Origin of the sequence: Litchfieldella xinjiangensis, assembly GCF_000759345.1 — a bacterium.
Classification (GTDB): Bacteria; Pseudomonadota; Gammaproteobacteria; order Pseudomonadales; family Halomonadaceae; genus Litchfieldella_A; species Litchfieldella_A xinjiangensis.
On sequence record NZ_JPZL01000001.1, the window covers coordinates 611,926 to 630,823 of the forward strand.

Annotated in this window: 16 protein-coding genes; 7 read left to right on the forward strand and 9 right to left on the reverse strand. The window is 61.6% G+C overall.

What is annotated here, in order from left to right; all coding sequences use genetic code 11:
* The first annotated feature begins 62 nt into the window (after window positions 1–62).
* Both rapZ and JH15_RS02960 read left to right on the forward strand, forming a co-directional pair.
* Window positions 63–971, forward strand: coding sequence for an RNase adapter RapZ (gene rapZ / locus JH15_RS02955; RefSeq protein WP_043526857.1), 909 nt, complete (start codon window positions 63–65; stop codon window positions 969–971).
* A 3-nt stretch (window positions 972–974) separates the two neighbouring features.
* Entirely contained in the window at window positions 975–1,244 is a 270-nt protein-coding gene (locus JH15_RS02960) for an HPr family phosphocarrier protein (protein ID WP_043526859.1), read from the forward strand.
* A 3-nt stretch (window positions 1,245–1,247) separates the two neighbouring features.
* Here the strand turns inward: JH15_RS02960 and pmbA are convergent, their stop codons facing one another.
* Complete coding sequence (pmbA, locus tag JH15_RS02965) at window positions 1,248–2,591, reverse strand: metalloprotease PmbA (protein WP_043526861.1); 1,344 nt, start codon at window positions 2,589–2,591, stop codon at window positions 1,248–1,250.
* A 91-nt stretch (window positions 2,592–2,682) separates the two neighbouring features.
* Between pmbA and yjgA the strand changes: the two genes are divergently transcribed.
* Window positions 2,683–3,189, forward strand: a complete 507-nt coding sequence (gene yjgA, locus JH15_RS02970) for a ribosome biogenesis factor YjgA (protein ID WP_081948846.1) — start codon at window positions 2,683–2,685, stop codon at window positions 3,187–3,189.
* Window positions 3,190–3,193: 4 nt separating this feature from the next.
* Here yjgA and tldD read toward each other — a convergent pair whose 3' ends face one another.
* The 7 genes from tldD to JH15_RS03005 are packed head-to-tail and all read right to left on the reverse strand — an operon-like array spanning window position 3,194 to window position 13,085.
* Window positions 3,194–4,663, reverse strand: coding sequence for a metalloprotease TldD (gene tldD / locus JH15_RS02975; RefSeq protein WP_052383867.1), 1,470 nt, complete (start codon window positions 4,661–4,663; stop codon window positions 3,194–3,196).
* The gene (locus JH15_RS02980) at window positions 4,660–8,511 is read right to left on the reverse strand and encodes a YhdP family phospholipid transporter (RefSeq protein WP_043526863.1); all 3,852 of its coding nucleotides are present in this window, start codon (window positions 8,509–8,511) and stop codon (window positions 4,660–4,662) included. Before JH15_RS02980 ends, tldD begins: the two co-directional genes overlap by 4 nt.
* 1 nt (window position 8,512) lies before the next feature.
* The gene (gene rng / locus JH15_RS02985; RefSeq protein ID WP_043526865.1) at window positions 8,513–9,976 is read right to left on the reverse strand and encodes a ribonuclease G; all 1,464 of its coding nucleotides are present in this window, start codon (window positions 9,974–9,976) and stop codon (window positions 8,513–8,515) included.
* Between the two features lie 32 nt (window positions 9,977–10,008).
* Window positions 10,009–10,590 carry a Maf family protein gene (locus tag JH15_RS02990; protein ID WP_043526867.1) on the reverse strand — a complete coding sequence of 194 codons (582 nt, stop codon included), beginning with the start codon at window positions 10,588–10,590 and terminating at the stop codon, window positions 10,009–10,011.
* 33 nt (window positions 10,591–10,623) lie between these two features.
* Window positions 10,624–11,112, reverse strand: coding sequence for a rod shape-determining protein MreD (gene mreD, locus JH15_RS02995; protein ID WP_043526870.1), 489 nt, complete (start codon window positions 11,110–11,112; stop codon window positions 10,624–10,626).
* Window positions 11,112–12,014 (reverse strand): rod shape-determining protein MreC, encoded by a 903-nt coding sequence (gene mreC / locus JH15_RS03000; RefSeq protein ID WP_269319782.1) that lies wholly within the window; start codon window positions 12,012–12,014, stop codon window positions 11,112–11,114. Before mreC ends, mreD begins: the two co-directional genes overlap by 1 nt.
* Before the next feature lie 33 nt (window positions 12,015–12,047).
* Entirely contained in the window at window positions 12,048–13,085 is a 1,038-nt protein-coding gene (locus JH15_RS03005; RefSeq protein WP_043526875.1) for a rod shape-determining protein, read from the reverse strand.
* 173 nt (window positions 13,086–13,258) lie between these two features.
* On the opposite strand from JH15_RS03005, the gene gatC reads away from it, so the two are divergent.
* From gatC to JH15_RS03025, 4 genes are all read left to right on the forward strand, one after another.
* Window positions 13,259–13,546, forward strand: a complete 288-nt coding sequence (gene gatC, locus JH15_RS03010; protein WP_043526877.1) for an Asp-tRNA(Asn)/Glu-tRNA(Gln) amidotransferase subunit GatC — start codon at window positions 13,259–13,261, stop codon at window positions 13,544–13,546.
* 71 nt (window positions 13,547–13,617) lie between these two features.
* The gene (gatA, locus tag JH15_RS03015) at window positions 13,618–15,078 is read left to right on the forward strand and encodes an Asp-tRNA(Asn)/Glu-tRNA(Gln) amidotransferase subunit GatA (protein ID WP_043526879.1); all 1,461 of its coding nucleotides are present in this window, start codon (window positions 13,618–13,620) and stop codon (window positions 15,076–15,078) included.
* Entirely contained in the window at window positions 15,078–16,532 is a 1,455-nt protein-coding gene (gene gatB, locus JH15_RS03020; protein ID WP_043526881.1) for an Asp-tRNA(Asn)/Glu-tRNA(Gln) amidotransferase subunit GatB, read from the forward strand. Before gatA ends, gatB begins: the two co-directional genes overlap by 1 nt.
* 39 nt (window positions 16,533–16,571) lie before the next feature.
* The gene (locus tag JH15_RS03025; protein WP_043526883.1) at window positions 16,572–17,123 is read left to right on the forward strand and encodes a cupin domain-containing protein; all 552 of its coding nucleotides are present in this window, start codon (window positions 16,572–16,574) and stop codon (window positions 17,121–17,123) included.
* Between the two features lie 10 nt (window positions 17,124–17,133).
* On the opposite strand, the gene JH15_RS03030 is transcribed toward JH15_RS03025, so the two are convergent.
* Window positions 17,134–18,750 (reverse strand): endo-1,4-beta-xylanase, encoded by a 1,617-nt coding sequence (locus JH15_RS03030; protein ID WP_043526885.1) that lies wholly within the window; start codon window positions 18,748–18,750, stop codon window positions 17,134–17,136.
* Window positions 18,751–18,898: the final 148 nt, after the last annotated feature.

Here is an 18,898-nt window from a genome sequence, read left to right on the forward strand (position 1 = left end):
CCAGTCCTATCGGCATTCGACCCCTATTGCCGACCCCCCTTCGACTCCCTGGAGGCGCGACCATGCAGCTCGTCATTATCAGTGGCCGCTCAGGCTCGGGAAAATCGATCGCCTTGCAGGCCCTGGAAGACCTGGGATTTTATGCCATCGACAACCTGCCTGCGGTCCTGCTCTCTTCGCTGGTTGACGAGCTTCAGAACGGTGAAGCCCAACGCTCGTCGGTGGCCGTCAGCATCGACGCCCGCAACCTGCCGGACGCCCTGCGGCGCTTCCCCGCATTGCTGGAGTCGGTCGATCTGAAAGGGGTCGACTGCCAAGTCGTCTATCTCACTGCAGACGCCCGGATTCTGCTCGAGCGCTACTCGGCAACCCGACGCCGCCATCCGCTGACCCGCAACAGTGACATGACCTTGGCCGAGGCAATCGATTCCGAGGAAGAGACCCTGACGGAAATTCGTGACCTGGCGGACCTGATCATCGACACCTCACAGCTGTCGGTGCATGAACTGAGGGGCCGCATTGCCGATCAAGTGGCACGTCATAGCAACACTCAGCTGACGCTGACCTTCGAATCGTTCGGCTTTAAGCGGGGTGTGCCTCTGGACGCGGATACCGTCTTCGACGCACGCTGCCTGCCCAATCCCTATTGGGACCCTCGGCTTCGACCCTTCACGGGGCGAGACAGTGAGATCGTCGCGTTTCTCGAACGCTATCCGGATGTCGAGGCCATGCTCGACGATATCGCCGGGTGGCTGGAGCGCTGGCTACCCGCCTACCAAGCGAGCCGCCGCAGCTACGTCACCGTGGCGATCGGCTGCACCGGAGGGCAGCATCGCTCGGTATACCTCACAGAACGCTTGGCCGAGCGCTTCTCGGCAGCCTACCCGGGGGTTCAGTTGCGTCACCGCGAACTGGGCATTCATACTGCACTCCCCGCGCAGGCGGCACGAATGACACCGGAGAATTCCTGACGCATGCCAAGCCGCGAGCTGACACTCATCAACAAACGTGGCCTGCATGCTCGGGCCGCTACCCGGCTGGTGCAATGCTGTCAGGCTTACCAAGCGAGGGTCATCGTCTCCCACCGTGGCCGCGACGCCGATGCCGCCAACATCATGTCGTTGTTGATGTTGGCGGCGCCCTGCGGCAGTCAGCTTAGATTCTCAGCCGAGGGCGAAGATGCATCGGCAGCCCTCGATGCCATCGAAGCCCTTATCGACAAGCGCTTCGATGAGGAGCACTGAGGATCACTGTCCGCCGGCTACGGTCATCTCATTTACCAGCCAGCTACCGGTATGAATGCTGCCGCGCGTATCGATATCGTCACCGACCCCGACCAACCCCTTGAACATGCTCTCCAGGTTGCCGGCAATCGTGAACTCTTCCACCGGGTACTGAATCTTGCCGTTTTCGACCCAAAAGCCCGCTGCACCGCGTGAATAATCGCCGGTCACGCCATTGACCCCCTGCCCCATCAACTCGGTCACGAGCACGCCACGATCCATTCTGGAAAGCAGCTCCTCGAACGAAGCCAACGGGACGTCGAGACGAATATTGCGCGCCCCACCGGCATTACCCGTGGTTTCCATATTCAGCCGGCGCGCACTATAGGCAGAGAGCATATAGCTCGCCACGCGCCCTTGGGCGACAAAGACATTGTCACGCGTATAGACCCCATCGTTATCGAAGGGGGAGCTGGCCATTGCCCCGCGCTCGAGAGGCCGTTCACCCAGCGTGAACCAGTCGGGAAATAACGTCTCGCCGAGCCGATCGCAGAGGAATGAGGACTGGCGGTAAAGCGATCCACCCGCGATGGCACTCAGGAAATGTCCGATCAGGCCCGCAGCCAATGTGGGCTCGAACATGACCGGCATGCGCCCTGTCGCCGGTCGTTTGGCACCCAGGCGACGCAAGGTGCGCTCTGCCGCCCGGGCGCCTATCGATTCCGGACTGGCCAGAGCGCGTGGATCGCGTTCGCTCGAGTAGTCGTAGTCGCGTTGCATGCCGGCCCCGCTACCGGCGATCAGCATGCAGGAAAGTGAATGGCGGCTTCCGCATTGCCCGCCCAGGAATCCATGACTGTTGCCATAGACTCGCACCCCCTCACCACTGGAGAGCGATGCCCCGTCGGAATTGGTGATCCCCTCCACCTGACGGCCCGCCTGCTCGCAGGCCAGTGCTATCTCGATGGCCTCGTCGGTGCTCAGTGCCCAAGGGTGATGGACATCCAGATCGGGAAAGTGCTGGGCCATCAGGTCAGCCGGCGCCAGGCCGGCAGCGGCGTCTTCACCGGTGTAGCGGGCGATATCCATGGCCTTTTCCACGGCAGCCCGCACGGAGGCTTCACCCGTATCGGATGAGGACGCCGTCCCCTTGCGCTTGCCTACGTAGACCGTGATGGCAAAGCCTTGATCGCGGGAGAGTTCGACACTCTCCACATCTCCCTGACGGACATTGATGCCCATGCCCTGATCGACGCTGGCACCGACTTCGCAGGCATCGGCTCCCAGTTGCCGGGCTTGATCCAGGGCTTGCTGGACGCGCGTCTCCAGCGCGGCCTGCTGGGTTTCGGCATCGAAGGCCTGTGTCATGTTACGTCTCCTAACCGATGAACTTGTTTATCCGATCCCGTCGGACAGGCTGGTATACTCGCCCTTTCTTTCACGTCCCAATGGAATGAGCATGGCTTTCGAACCTTCTGACGACCGCGAGGAGCGCCCGAGCAAGTCCCAGCGCAAGCGGGAAATGCTGAATCTGCAGGCATTGGGCGAAAAGATCATCGCCCTTTCCGACGCTGACCGTGCCCGGCTGCCGCTCTCCGACGATATGCTCTTTGCCGTCGAGGAAACTGGGCGCATCCGTTCTCACGAAGGACGACGCCGGCACATGCAATATGTCGGCAAGGTGATGCGCGGTGAAGACCTCGAGGCCATACAGGCCACGTTCGATGAAATCGAGCAAGAGAAAATCAACCGCGATCAAGCCTTCCACCGCCTCGAGGCATGGCGCGACCGCCTGCTTGAGGAAGGTGATGACGCCGTCGAGGCGTTCATTCGCGATTATCCCGATGTCGACCGGCAGGCATTGCGTCAATTGATTCGCAATGCCAAGAGCGAACGCGAGCGAGGCAAACCGCCGACCAGCGCCCGCAAGCTGTTCCGTCTGATCCGCGACACTGCCGGCCTGTAACTCATCAGGACTGCGTGCCTCCCACCGTCAACTCATCCAGCTTGAGGGTCGGCTGCCCGACACCTACGGGTACGCCCTGACCCTCCTTGCCACACACGCCAATACCGGCATCGAGCTCGAGATCGTGTCCGATCATCGACACGCGTCCCATCGCTTCGGGCCCGCTGCCGATCAGCGTCGCTCCTTTCACCGGCGCAGTGATACGCCCGTCCTCGATCAGGTAGGCTTCGCTGGCGGCAAAGACGAATTTGCCAGAGGTGATATCCACCTGCCCTCCGCTGAAACTGACCGCGTAGATCCCACGCTTGACGCTTTTGAGAATCTCGTCGGGATCGTCCTGGCCGGCAAGCATGTAGGTATTCGTCATGCGGGGCATCGGCATATGTGCGTAGGATTCACGGCGCGCGTTTCCGGTGGGCGCCATGCCCATCAAACGCGCATTGAGCTTATCCTGCATGTAACCGGTAAGAATGCCGTCCTCGATCAGCGGGGTATAGCCGCCTGGTGTGCCTTCGTCGTCGACCGTCATCGAGCCGCGACGATCGGGGAGCGTGGCATCGTCGACGACAGTCACGCCCGGGGCGGCGACACGCTCGCCCATGCGACCGGCGAAGGTCGAGCTGCCCTTGCGGTTGAAGTCCCCTTCCAGGCCATGGCCCACCGCTTCATGCAACAGTATCCCGGGCCAGCCGGGGCCCAGAACGACCGGCATCTGCCCGGCCGGCGCGTCCACAGCCTCGAGATTGACCTGGGCCTGGCGAACCGCTTCGCGGGCATAGCGTTCAGCCGCCTTCTCGTCACGCAGCCGTGACATGGCGAAACGCCCGCCACCTCCGGCACTACCCCGCTCACGCCGACCGTTACGCACCAGAATGACACTCACGTTAAGCCGTACCAAAGGCCGAATATCGGCGGCCAAGGTCCCGTCACTGGCACGTACGAGTATCACTTCATAAACGCCGGACAGCGAGGCGCTCACTTGATTGACGGCAGGATCCGAGGCGCGTGCCACGCGATCGGCCTCCTTGAGCATGGCAATCTTGTCTTCCACGGAGAGCCCGGATAGCGGATCGATTCCGGCATACCTATCCTGCGCCCGTCCCGCCACGCAGGGCGCTGCCTTGAGACGCTCACCGCGTCGCGCAATGCCCGATGCAGTCTTGCCGGTTTCGGCCAGCGCCTCGGCGTGTATCTGGTTGGAATAGGCGAAGCCGGTCTTGTCACCCGCCATGGCCCGCACGCCGACACCACCATCGATATCGTAGCTGGCGTCCTTGACCTCGCCATCTTCGAGGACCCAACTTTCCTGCCAGCTACGCTGAAAGTAGAGATCGGCAAAATCCACGCCCGGCCCCAAGGCGTGCTCCAGTCCCGCATCGAGCGAGGCCAGACTCAATCCCCCCGGCGCAAGCAGCGTGGCCTCGGCATGGGCGAGTGCATGATGAGCGCTGATATCAGCTGTCTGTTGGTTCATTCGGCACCTTCCAGCGCAATCTCAGGCGAGGTCCAGGGACCCCGCACGCGATAATGAATTTGGGTCGCCTGTTCAATCGCCCCCCCGAACAGGCGATGGGCAATGAACAGGGCGCCACCGACGACCGGCGCCCCAGCGGCGAGTGCAGCCAACGGTAGACTCTGGCTCAATGGTACAGTGACTGCCAGATGTTGATCGAGTTCACGGCGTATCAGGTCGACCTGCCCATTTAGCGTAAAAGAGGTCGCCGGCCCCTTGATCGAAACCGGCCCCTGCGTTTCCAGTATACCCTCATAGAGGGTGGCTCCCCCCTGCACCGTATCGAATGCCGTGCCCTGCCGCGTCACATCGGAGAAATCCAGCCGCAAGCGACGCAACAAGTTATCGATGTTCAGCAGTCCCACCAGTTTGGCCGGCGGGGATTCCAGATAGCGAAAGCGTCCGTCACGCAACTCGACGTCCACACTGCCACGTGAGCGCTCCAAAGCAAACTGCCAAGGTGCACCGGGCCAGGCGAGTTGAGAACTCACTGCAGTCGACGCGTTCTGTATAGCGACTGGCTGAGCCAGCCGCTCAAGGGCGGTTCCGACATCCCGGCCATCCAGCGCCAGGCGCGCCCGGGTCAGGCTGGCATCAGGCCCTGCCGCTTCCCAGACGAGTTCGCCACGGGCCGATACCTCGCCGAGCGTCAACCCCAGTGGATGAAGGGCGAGCTTGTCCGGGGTGGTCCGCCAATAGGCCGTCAGCGGACCGAACCGTTGCCCTTGACGCTCGAAGGTAGCCACCCGTAGCCGACCATTGGGCAGTTCGCCGAGCCAGGCAGGGTAAGCCTCGGGCTCAGGGTCCACCTTGACTTCGTCCAATATGTCCGCGGATACGGGCGTGTCGGGAAGCAAGGCATCCAAGTTAAAGCGTGACAAGGTCACATCCAACGGTCCAACCTCCACTTGGTCGGCAAAGTTCCCGCTCTCGGTATCGGGTCGATAGCGAGCATTCCCTTCGAGCAGGTTCCCGCCCAAGTCAACTCGCCATCCTGAGGCGCGCTCCGCGTCGGGATAGGCGCTGGCAAATAGCGAACCGATACAGCGTCCACGAACGAAAAGACACGAGGTCCCCAATCGAACGGCGCTCAAGCCATTCAGAGCAATGGCGTCATCAGGCGCAGCCAACGTTATGCCAGAAAGGGACGAGGCCCAGCGCTGAATATCCAATCGCGGCGTTTGCCAGTGAAGCTCCCAGCCCGCCTGATCCGGCCAATCCGGAGAAGCGGGCCACTGCTCGAACCAGACCTGGCCCTGACCACTATCACCCCACTCTCGCCAGCGCAGGCGAAGGCGCTCGTCCAGCGAGGCACGAAGCAACCCAGTGTCGAGGTCGGCATCCAGTTCCAGCGCTGACGTTGCCTGGGCAGGCTTGCCGAAAGGCGCCGGTAAAGCGATGCCCAAGCCCTGAAGATCGCTTTCAAGCGTCAGCCGTCGATTGCCTTCACCCAACGACAACCTGGCGGCATAGGGGAAATAGCCCTCGACCAGCGACTCGAGACCTTCGTCCCCCAGCCAATCGAGAATGCCTCGGGCCAGGGCGCGACCCTGGAATGTTGCTCGTTGTCGCTGACTATCGAATTCCGCCACGAGCGGTCCCTCGAACAGCCGGGCACCCAGCCGTCCAGCCAGCCCCCCTTCTCCATCAGCATGCCGATAGCCCAGCGTACCGTTGACGTTGTTGATCGCCACGCCAAGCGGCATGTACTGCAAGCGGGGCACAGCAACGTCAGTATCGATCTCCAGCGCCAGTGACTCGATATCATCCAGCGGGAATTGCAACGCAAGCGTACCGCTGATTTCACCTTCGCCCTGCCAGTCCTGGGTGTCCAACTCCCCCCAGGGAAGATGAGCGACGTACTCGAGTAGCGCACGGGTCGTACCGCCCAGTTCACCTTCGACAGAGAAAATGTTATTAATGACCCGTACCTGGCCGTTGCGCGCCCACACGCCATGACTCTCTGCCTCCTCGAGCCGCGCCTCGAGATGTCGGTCCTTGAGATGGATATGCCCGGATACGTTCTCCAGGGCAGGCCAGTCCGCAGCAAAGGGTAAGCGTCCCTCTTCAATGGCCATTACCAGATCGATCGAGAGGTCTTCTGCGTCGACCCCCTCCTGCAGCGGTTGTGACAGGGACAAACGGCCTTCGGGAATTCGACCGGCCACCCCCAGCGCCAGCCATTCGGCCATACCATCGCCGAGAATACGATTCGGAAGCCACCGGGCGGGGGGTGTCTCTATGGCATTGACATCATGGAAGGCGAGATCGAGATCGAATAGGCCCGGAGCCTCCCCCCCGAGCTGCAGGCCGAACCCGCCTTGCACCCGGGCGCCGTGCCAATAGCCAGCCAGATCGTATCCATCAAGATGGGTTCGCCCTGCCTCGTGGCGCCATTTTACCGTGCCCTGGGCCTGAGCGAGCTCCAACGGCTCTTCAAACAGTTCGGGCATGAGCAGCGCGGCACTTTCACCCCCCGCGAAGCGCACCTGCCCCGCATCGAGATTACCTTCCACCCAGGCATCGACAGGCCCGCCCCCCGGGGCGTTACGCCACGGCTCGACAGCTGCGTCGTGAAGGGCCGCCCGAGCGATCCATTGGCTGTCGCGACGTCCTAGCGATATGCCTCTGACCTCGCCACGTGGCGACAAGCTATCGATCAACCCAGACCAGCGCGACGGTAATGGCCAAGGATCAAGCCATGCGGCGATCGTCTCGAGCCGAAGCGCACTGCTCCAGACTCGCCATTCCCCCGGACTACCTTCGGCCTGCCAGTATCGAGGCAAGGGTGAACCGGTGCGATCCGTGGACTCGCCACTATCGCCGAGCGAAGGGGGGTCCTGAAAGCTCAGCCAGCCCTGCCACCCCGTTTCATTACGAAGCCATTGCCCTTCGGCTCTCAGCGGAGCGAGGGGCCATTGCTGGCCCTGCCTGGCTAGCGTCAACTCGGGCACATCCAGCATGAGGCGCGCATCTCTAAGCTCCCCCGCTTGCCAGCGCCCCCATACCACGGCCTCGCCACTGGCTTGCTCGAGAGTAAGCGGGTCGTTGCGTGTCAGGACGTCAGCCAGATGAACCAGACTTTCCACTTGCAGGCGCGCTTGCAGGGCAGCATTGAAGTCCGAGAGCCCCCGTCGACCGGGAAGTACCTCCAGCGCCGCCTGAAGCGTCGCTTCGCGCATGCCCTCGACGTACATTTCGCCTTCGAGGTGGGCGCGCCTCTCATCGCCGGTCATCAACATGCGCGGCGCAAGCAATGCCATCTCTCGATCCTGCCCATGCAGTACGAGACGAACATGTTCGATATCCACCCGCTGACGCAGCAGCAACCCCACCCAGAAGTCGAGTCGCTCCAGATCGAAGGCATCATCGGGCTGGAACTCGGGCGGGACATCGGCAGGCTCAGGCCAATGCCAGGTGCGTTCGGGGGTCTGGTAGAGGTGTAGAGTGAGCCCCTTCAGCCGAGCATCCTCGACGACCGGTAGGCCATCGCGAAGCGATCCCAGGGTATTGAGCCGCAAGCGAGCCTGCTGAAGCTCGAGAAGGGGCAAGGCACCCTGGCGCGAATACGCCACCAGATTCACCTCATCCACACTCATGGCCGGGTCGAGCCCATGCCAGTCGGCGGTCAACGAAGCGATGTCGAGCTCGGCATTGAAGCGCTCTTCAAGCAAGGCTTCCAAGCGTGGACGTAGCTCATCTAACTGAGCGGCCAGCAGCCGCAATCCCGACAATAACAGGGCCATCACCACCAGGGTGATGGCCAGGAACGTCAAGACCCAGCGCAACAGGACTCGGTACGGCGACATGTCACATCAGCACGATGTCGTACTGCTCCTGGGAATAGTGGATCTCGACCTGAAAGCGGATCGTCTTGCCGATGAACACTTCGAGGTCAGCCACCGCCGCGGATTCCTCATCCAGGAGTCTATCCACGACCGCCTGGGACGCCAGTACCATGTAGGTCTCCGCACTATAGGCGCGATCCTCACGCAGAATCTCGCGAAAAATCTCGTAGCACACGGTTTCGGGGGTCTTCAGCGTACCCCGGCCACTGCAGACCGAACAGGGCTCGCAGAGGGTCTGTTCGAGGCTCTCGCGGGTACGCTTACGCGTCACTTGCACCAGGCCCAGCTCCGTAACCCCGGTGCACTTGGTCTTGGCATGGTCGCGTTCCAGCGCTTTCTCCAACATGCGCACCACCTGACGCTGATGCTCGGGGTCTTCCATATCGATGAAATCGATGATGATGATCCCGCCCAGATTACGCAGGCGTAACTGACGGGCAATCGCCGTGGCAGCTTCGAGATTGGTCTTGAAGATGGTCTCTTCGAGATTGCGATGACCGACATAACCTCCGGTATTGACGTCGATGGTCGTCATCGCCTCGGTCGGATCGATGACCAGATACCCACCCGACTTAAGCTGCACCTTGCGGCTCAGGGCTTTCTGGATTTCGTCCTCGACACTGAACAGGTCGAAGATCGGTCGCTCACCGGGGTAGTATTCGATCCGGTCCTCGCTTCCGGGCATGAAATCCCGGGCGAATTCGACCAGCTTGTGGAAGTTCTCGCGCGAATCGATACGGACCTTCTCGATATCGTCGTTCATGACATCGCGGAGGGTACGGATGAACAGCGGCAGGTCATCGTAGATCAGGCTGGGGGCCGGTGCGACCACCTTGCGCTCGCCGACACGACGCCATAGACGCAACAGAAAATGCATGTCGGCGTACATCTCTTCCCTACTGACACCTTCAGCCGCGGTACGGATGATGAAGCCACCGGTCACGTCCAGTTCCTGCTCTGCCTGGCAAAGCTCCACCAGCTCACGCAACCGCTCTCGCTCGGTCTCATCCTCGATACGCTGGGACACGCCATTGTGGGGAGAGTCGGGCATATAGACAAGAAAGCGCGATGGCACCGAGAGGTGTGTGGTCAAACGCGCGCCCTTGGAGCCGATCGGGTCCTTGGTGACCTGGACCACGAGGGGCTGCCCTTCGCTGAGCAGGTGGCCGATGGAGACCTGCTCATCCGGCGGGGTGTTGGCGGGCATGACTTCCTGGGCATGGATGAAGGCCGCGCGCTCCAGCCCGATGTCGATGAAGGCGGCCTGCATGCCGGGCAGCACGCGCGCCACCCTCCCCTTATAGATATTCCCGACAATGCCACGTCGCCGGCTGCGCTCGATAAAGGCTTCCTGGAGGACGCCGTTCTCGACCATAGCCACGCGAGTTTCCATTGGCGTCAGGTTGATCAAGACTTCACCGCTCATGCGGGATTCCTTATAGAAAGTTCATGGCGCCATTATGGCATAGCCTTCCATAACGGTACGTCCTGGCGCTGAAGCAGCTGCGCCGTTTCAAATAGCGGCAGCCCAACGACGGCTGAGTAGCTGCCCTCGATGCGCTCGACGAATACCGATGCCAGCCCCTGGATGGCATAGCCTCCCGCCTTGTCCTGCGGTTCTCCCGTAGCCCAGTACGCCTCGATTTCCGCATCGGTAATATCACGCATGAAAACCTGTGTCGTGACACACGTCTTGAGAAGCCCCGCCCCACCAATCACTGCCACAGCGGTCATGACCTGATGCTGGCGTCCCGACAGGGCACGCAGCATCTCGTGGGCATGGGCCTTGTCATGCGGCTTGCCCAGGATGCGCTCATCGCAAACCACCGCCGTATCGGACCCCAGGGCCGGGAGAAGGGTCAGTTTCCCCCCGGCACACGCCTTCTCGCTGGCTAGACGCAACACATAATCCCCAGGCGCCTCACCCGGTCGTGGGGTCTCGTCGATATTCACTGCACCCACCACGGTGTCTACCCCGATCGATGCCAACAATTCACGGCGACGAGGCGACGCGGAAGCCAGGAAAAGAGAGGCGGACATGTCTCGACTCCTTGGGTCTGAAACGCGTGTCGATCAAAGAATGGCCAGGCGGCGACGCAGGGACTGCAACATCGTGAACAGCCAAGGCCATAGAATGGCACCTATCACCGCAGGCAGCAGGAAGGCGAGATGCATGGAGAACGGCCCGAAAATCGTTCGTAGCCATTGCTCCATGAGTTGCACGATACCCAGCAGGAGGAACACGAGAAAGGCTTGCTGAAACAATGAGTAAGCCCGAAAGCGTTGATATACCAGGGCGCTCATGAACGCCAGCAATGAGAAGCTCAGGGCATTCAGGCCCAACGGCGAGCCTTCGATGAGATCGAGCAATATCCCGAGCACGAACCCATGCAACACCCCCACTCGCTGAGGGGTGACCACGCACCAATAGATCAGCATCAGCCCCAGCCAATCGGGGCGCCAAATCAGCCATGCATCGGAGAGCGGCATCACCTGAAGGCATAACGCCAACAGCAGGCTCAGCCAGATCATCAGCAACCCTCTGGGTCCCTTTGCCGCCATCAGGCTCCCCCCTCGAGGCTGGGTGGCTCGATCAGCTCGAAACTGTCGTCCCACAACGGAAGATCGTCACTGGTGTCGATCGGCGGCGGCGGAAAAAGCAGCAGGAAGTGTCGAGAGCGTTCCAGTTGGGCAACCGGCTCCGCCGTGACCTGAGCAAAGGGCTCACCGGGATCATGCTCGACCCGCGTAACAGTGGCCACCGGGTAGCCGGCAGGAAAACGTCCGGCAAGTCCCGAAGTTACCAGAAGATCGCCTTCGCGAATATCGGCGGTATCGGGAACGTGCAGAACATGCATGGCATCGAAGCGGCCTGAGCCCTGGACGATGAAACGCAGCCCATTGCGGTTGACTTGCACCGGCAAGGCGTGGCTCGCGTCGGCCAGCATCAACACCCGGCTCGAGTAGGCCGAAACGGCTGTCACTTGTCCCACCAACCCCGAGGCATCGAGGACAGGCTGGCCTACATAGGCGCCATCCCGGCGCCCCCGGTCGACGACCATCTGTTGGGTGAAGGGATCGGAGTCCAGGGCCAGCAGTTGGGCAGTGATATACGGCATATCCGCATGCCTGGCCGCCCCCAGCAACTCTCGCAGGCGTACGTTTTCCGCCGTCAGGCTGGCCATTCGCTGGACACGATGCGAGAGCGTTAGAAGCTGCTCACGCAACCGGCCATTTTCCTCGACCAACTGACGCTGGTCGGAGAGCGAGAGCGACGCCCAGGTCAGGACATCGCTGGGCATGCTGACCGCCCATTGAATGGGAGCAACGATAGTGGAAAGCTGGGCCCTTACGCCTTCCATGCTCGAGAAACGGTCTTCGGCAAACATCAAAGCGAAAGCGGCTATCGCACACAACAGCATGCGATAGCCAGGCACCGGGCCGTGCGAGAACAGCGGTTTGATAGGCGTCCCCCCCGAAGACAGCCAAACGATGCGTCAGTCGCTGGAAAGCAATTCGAAGGTATGCTGATCGATCATTTCGAGTGCCTTGCCGCCACCACGGGCCACGCAGGTCAACGGATCCTCGGCGACGATCACCGGCAGGCCGGTCTCTTCGGCAATCAACTTGTCGAGATCGCGTAGCAGCGCGCCACCTCCGGTGAGCACCAGGCCGCGTTCGGCGATGTCGGAGGCAAGTTCGGGAGGGGACTGCTCGAGCGCACTCTTCACCGCGGCGACGATGGACGCCAGGGTCTCCTGGAGGGCATCTAGAATTTCATGCGAGTTCAGGGTGAAACTACGGGGAATGCCTTCGGCCAGGTTGCGACCGCGCACGTCGATCTCACGCAGTTCTCCCCCCGGGTAGGCACAACCGATCTCTTCCTTGATGCGTTCGGCCGTGGCTTCGCCGATCAGGCTGCCATAATGGCGACGCACGTAAGCGGTAATGGCTTCGTCGAAACGGTCGCCACCCACACGGATCGATTCGGAATAGACGACGCCGTTGAGCGAGATGATGGCGATCTCGCTGGTGCCGCCGCCAATATCGACGACCATCGAGCCCTGGGCCTCCTCGACCGGCAAGCCGGCGCCGATGGCAGCCGCCATGGGTTCTTCGATCAGGAAGACTTCACGTGCCCCGGCGCCCTCGGCGGACTCCTTGATGGCGCGGCGCTCGACCTGGGTCGACATACAGGGCACGCAGACCAGGACACGCGGACTCGGTGTCAGGAATGTGCTCTGATGAACCTTGCGAATGAAGTGCTGGAGCATCTGTTCGGTCACGGTGAAGTCGGCGATGACGCCGTCCTTCATCGGGCGAATCGCGGTGATGTTGCCAGGGGTGCGGCCGAGCATGCGCTTGGCATCCAGGCCAACCGCCGCCACGCTGCGCATGTTGCCCGACTGACGAATCGCCACCACTGACGGCTCATCGAGGACGATGCCACGACCGCGAACATAAATCAGTGTATTGGCCGTTCCCAAGTCGATCGAAAGATCGCTGGAAAATAGCCCCCTCAAACGTTTAAACATGGAAGTTTTTCACCTGTCCAGACCGGAACCCTGTGCGGAGGCAAACGGTATCATCGCCGGTGGTAGGCGGCAAGCAAGTCAACCTGCCAGACACGCTAAGATATGGTACCTTTTTCGGTTATTTGACGGGGCACCGAACGTGCTCGGACCACAACGTTGAGGGAAACACCGCCATGTCGCTTGAACATGCCGACGTAAAGCGGGCGGCGCACCTTGCCCGGATCGCATTGGGAGACGACGAGGCCGCCCATTATGCCGCCGACCTGGGGCGCATCCTGGAAATGGCCGATCAATTGCAAGCTGTCGACACCGAGGGCGTTGCCCCCTTGGCCCATCCGCTGGACGCCACCCAGCGACTCCGCGCCGACGAGGTCACCGAAGGCAATCAGCGCGAGCGTTTCCAGCGCTGTGCGCCTGCCGTGGAGAACGGTCTCTACCTGGTGCCCCGCGTCGTGGAGTGATGCGACATCGATTTCGCCGCCCGGCCGTTGCCGGCGCGAGCCTCTAGCCTTGATCCGGAGCCACCCTCCACATGCATGACAAGACATTGACCGAACTTGCCGCCGCACTCGATGCCGGTGAGTTTTCCAGTCGCGAACTGACCCAGAACCTCCTCGAGCGCATCGGTGCGCTCGACCCCGAAATCAATAGCTTTATCAGCGTGACCGGCGAACAGGCCCTGGCCGCGGCCGACGCCGCCGATGCGGTCCGGGCCAAGGGTAATGCCGGCCCGCTTACCGGCCTGCCGCTGGCATTGAAGGACATCTTCTGTACGCTCGGCGTGAAGACCAGCTGCGGCTCACGCATGCTCGATAGCTTCGTGTCACCCTACGATGCGACCGTGGTCGAGAAGCTCAGCGAGGCCGGTATGGTCAGCCTGGGCAAGACCAATATGGACGAGTTCGCCATGGGCTCGTCGAACGAGAATAGCCATTACGGCCCGGTCAAGAATCCCTGGGACCTGAATGCAGTGCCGGGCGGCAGCTCGGGTGGCAGCGCCGCGGCGGTCGCCGCCGGGCTGGTACCGGCAGCGCTGGGAACCGATACCGGTGGCTCGATTCGCCAGCCTGCCTCGTTTTGCGGCATTACAGGCCTGAAGCCGACCTACGGCCGGGTCTCGCGTTACGGCATCATTGCCTATGCCTCGAGTCTCGACCAGGCCGGGCCCATGGCACGTAGCGCCGAGGATTGTGCACTGCTGCTCGGCGCCATTGCCGGCCATGACCTGCGCGACTCAACCAGTGTCGCGCGCGGCGTCCCCGACTATCGGGAGGCACTCGGCGAATCATTGTCAGGCCTGAAGATCGGCCTCCCCAAGGAGTACTTCGGCGACGGGCTCGATCCCCAGGTGGAGGCCGCGGTTCGCGACGCGGTCAAGGTCTATGAATCGCTCGGCGCCACGGTGCGCGAGGTCAGCCTGCCACACACCCATCATGCGATCCGGGCCTATTACGTCATCGCCCCGGCCGAAGCGTCTTCCAACCTGTCTCGCTATGACGGTGTACGCTTCGGACATCGCTGCGAGAACCCTACCGACCTGATCGATCTGTACAAGCGCTCGCGGGCCGAAGGGTTCGGTGAAGAGGTCAAGCGCCGCATCCTGATGGGAACGCATACGCTTTCCGAAGGCTTCTTCGATGCCTATTACAAGAAAGCCCAGCAGGTACGCCGCCTGATTCGCCAGGACTTCCTGGACGCCTTCGAGGATGTCGATGTGCTGATGGGACCGACCTCGCCGACCCCGGCCTTCGACCTGGGCGCCAACAAGGATCCGGTATCGATGTACCTGCAGGACATCTACACCATTGCCATCAATCTGGCGGGCATCCCCGGCATCAGCATTCCGGTCGGCCTGGCGGGCTCACGTCCCGTCGGCCTCCAGATCCTTGCGCCGCATTTCGCCGAACCGCAGTTGCTCAACATCGCCCACCAGTTCCAGCAGGCCACCGATTGGCATCGTCAGCAGCCGGCCTTCGGCAAGGAGAACGCATGATGGAATGGGAAACCGTGATCGGCCTGGAGGTCCACGTCCAGCTCGCCACCCGTTCGAAGATCTTTTCCGGCGCCTCTACCGCCTTCGGTGCCGAGCCCAACACCCAGGCCTGCGCCGTCGACTTGGGCATGCCCGGCGCTCTGCCGGTGCTCAACGAAGCCGCCGTGGCCATGGCCGTTCAATTCGGCCTGGCCATCGATGCAGAGATTCCCGAAGTTTCGATCTTCGATCGCAAGAATTACTTCTACCCCGACCTGCCCAAGGGTTACCAGACCAGCCAGATGTACCACCCCATCGTCGGTCGTGGCGAGATCGAGATCAGCCTTGACGATGGCAGCACCAAGCGTGTCCGGGTTCATCACGCCCACCTCGAGGAAGATGCCGGCAAGTCGCTTCATGAGGACTTTCAGGGCATGACCGGCATCGATCTCAACCGGGCAGGCACCCCGCTGCTCGAGATCGTCTCCGAGCCCGACATGCGCTCGGCCAAGGAGGCTGCGGCCTACCTCAAGGCCATCCATGCCATCGTGACCTACCTGGGTATCAGTGACGGCAACATGGCCGAGGGCTCGATGCGCTGCGACGTCAACGTTTCGGTGCGCCCCAAGGGCCAGGCGGAATTCGGCACCCGCGCCGAAATCAAGAACGTCAATTCGTTCCGTTTCGTCGAGCGCGCCATCGCGTTCGAGGTCGAGCGTCAGATCGAATTGATCGAGGACGGCGGCAAGGTGGTCCAGGAGACCCGCCTGTTCGATCCTGAACTCGACGAGACGCGCAGCATGCGCACCAAGGAAGAAGCCAACGACTACCGTTACTTCCCCTGCCCGGATTTGCTGCCGGTGGTGCTCGACCAGGCGTATGTCGACCATCTTCGAAGCGCGCTACCCGAGCTGCCCTCCGAGAAGCGCGCCCGTTTTCAGGATGAACTGGGCCTTTCCGCCTATGATGCCGGTGTACTCTCTTCGAGCCGTGAGATGGCGGAGTACTTCGATATCGTCAAGGATACCTGCGGCGATGCCAAGCAGGCCGCCAACTGGGTCCAGGGCGAGCTTGCCGGTGCCTTGAACCGCGAGAATCTCGACATCGAGCAAAGCCCGGTCTCAGCGCAGCAGCTCGGCGAACTCGTGGCCCGCGTACTCGACGACACCATCAACGGCAAGGCCGCCAAGCAGGTCTTCCAAGGCTTGTGGAACGGCGAAGGCAAGACCGCCGACGAGATCATCAAGGCCAAGGGACTCAAGCAGGTCACCGATACCGGCGCCATCGAGTCGATGATCGACCAGGTGATCGCCGACAGCCCGGTTCAGGTCGCCCAATACCGTGATGCGGAGCCCGACAAGCGCGGCAAGATGATCGGCTACTTTGTAGGCCAGGTCATGAAGGCATCACGAGGCACAGCCAACCCGCAACAGGTCAACCAGTTGCTCAAGGAAAAACTGGATGCGCTGTGCTGAACCGGGTGCGGTATCGTCCTGACGACATGGGAGGGTGCGATGTCGGATGATGTGGGCACGCGGTTGCGTGCCCTGCGAAGCCTTCGCGGGATCTCGCAGCGCGAGCTGGCCAAGCGCTGCGGGGTGACCCATTCCAGCCTGTCGCTGATAGAACAAGGCAAGGTGAGCCCCTCGGTCAGTTCGCTGAAAAAGGTGCTCGATGCGTTTCCGATCAGTGTTGGCGACTTTTTCACCATGGACCTGGAGAGCCGTGACCAGGTGTTCTACACGGCGGATGAGTTGGCCGACATCGGTAGCGGTGACGTCGTGTACAAGCTGGTAGGCGCCAATCGCGATTCCCGCGCGCTGTCGTTCATGATCGAGACCTACCCAGCCGGTAGCGACACCGGGCGCGAAATGATCGCGCACCAGGGTGAAGAGGCCGGGGTCGTTCTGGAAGGAGAGATCGAGATCACCATTGGCGCCGATACGCGTGTCATGGGACCTGGCGAAGCCTATTACTTCGACACCAATGTCCCGCATCGCTTCCGTAATCCCGGCACCCGCCCTTGCCGACTGGTGAGCTGCTGCACCCCGGCAAAGACCTTCTAACGATCGCCCCTCATTCGGCCAAGGCGTTTTGCAACGCGTGAAACGCCGGCTTGGGAGCATGCTCGCTGTCGAAGATGAGCCCGTTGCCCAGGTCGTCGGCGTCCCACCAGCCCTGCAGGGACGAATACCTGTCACTGAATCCCCACATCGAGAATGCGGTAAAAGCCGGCGTAGCGAGTGCCAATTCGAGCATGGAGCGGTAATAGTCGGCCTGGGCCCGAAGACGCTCGGGTGAATCGTCGTCATGCAGATTGACGTCCATTTCCGAAATACGCACCTCGAGCCCCAGATCGATGAACCGCTGGACGTTCTCCTGGAAGGCCTGAGCGTTCACGGGGCGGTAATCGTCGCGCATATCCTCATGCAACTGAAACCCTATACCGTGCAGCGGCACTCCTTCCGCCAGCAGCGAGCGGGCCAGGCGATAAAGCGCATCCGACTTCTCGTTGCGCTCTTCACACGCGAAATCGTTGATGTATAGCCGGGCATCTGGATCGGCTCGATGAGCGGTTTCAAGGGCCACCGCGATGTAGGTATCCCCCATTGCACGGTACCAAGGTGAATCGGTACGCAATTCTCCGGCGAAAGGCTCGAACGGTTCGTTGATCACGTCCCACGATGCCACTCGTCCCCGGTACCTGCCGACCACGGTCTCGATGTGCTCAATCAGAATGTCGCGGGTAGGTTGTGCCTCACGCTCGGGGTCCGTGACCCAGCGTGGCAGCGCTTCCCCCCAAGCCAAGGCGTGGCCATGCACCGCCATCTCGTTGAGTTCAGCGAAATCCACGATGGCATCGGCGTCGGCAAACGCATAGTGCGCCGGCCGGGGATGGATAGCCTGGAATTTCATGGCATTTTCCGGCGTTACCATATTGAAATGGGTGGCCAGGGTACGGGCATATTCCGAATCGCTGAGCAGGGGAATCGTCGAGACAGCGGTGCCAATCCGTACATGAGGATGATGGTTCTCGGCCAGGCGGCGCAAAGAGGTCGCGGTCGGTTCGGCACGTACCATTTCGTGGCTGGTAACGGCCACCTCCCCTTCTTTATCCAGGGACTCGACAGACAGCGATTCAATAATGAAATACTCACCGGCTACCGTATCGACGCCCAGATAAACAGGGCCTGGATCGAGAATCCCTGGGTCGTCGAATGACATGACCTGCTCACCGTCAACAGTTATCGAAAGCCGGCCCCGCTGCCGAGCGAGGGATACCGAGACATTGCGCTCCAGATCGCGTTTCCGCTCTTGGCGAGTGGGTTCGCCTATTCCCTGCTGCAGCTCGGCGATGATCGCATTTTCAGCGATATGCAGGGTCACGGCATGCCCCTCCTGACGCCACTCGTCCTGATTCAAGGGCAGCTCACCGTAAAACGTCAGAGACGCACGATGCCCCCTGGGGAGCTGCATAGCCGCAGAAAACAGGACATCACCCTGCACCTGCACGACTGGACCTCGCAGGTTGATCGGGGGTGTCGGGGTGACGGGGCTGCCCGCGTTATCTTGCGGCGGGACCAGGCCGAGCCCGAGCCCTTCAATCCGCAGTCCCCGATCACTCGGGTACACTCCAGCCACATGCGCCCAATCGTATTTGAGCAGGTCGTGCTGACGGGGTTCGCCGGCCACAGACTCACTCCCCAGCCAAAGTAGGTACACAGCAACAGGCCACCACGCGCTGCGGGGCAAAGGAACAAGGGGGCGTAACGAAGGCATGCAGGAGCTCCACTCACGACGATGCTTCTAGGTTAGCCGTGAGCGCAACTCCCTCCAGATG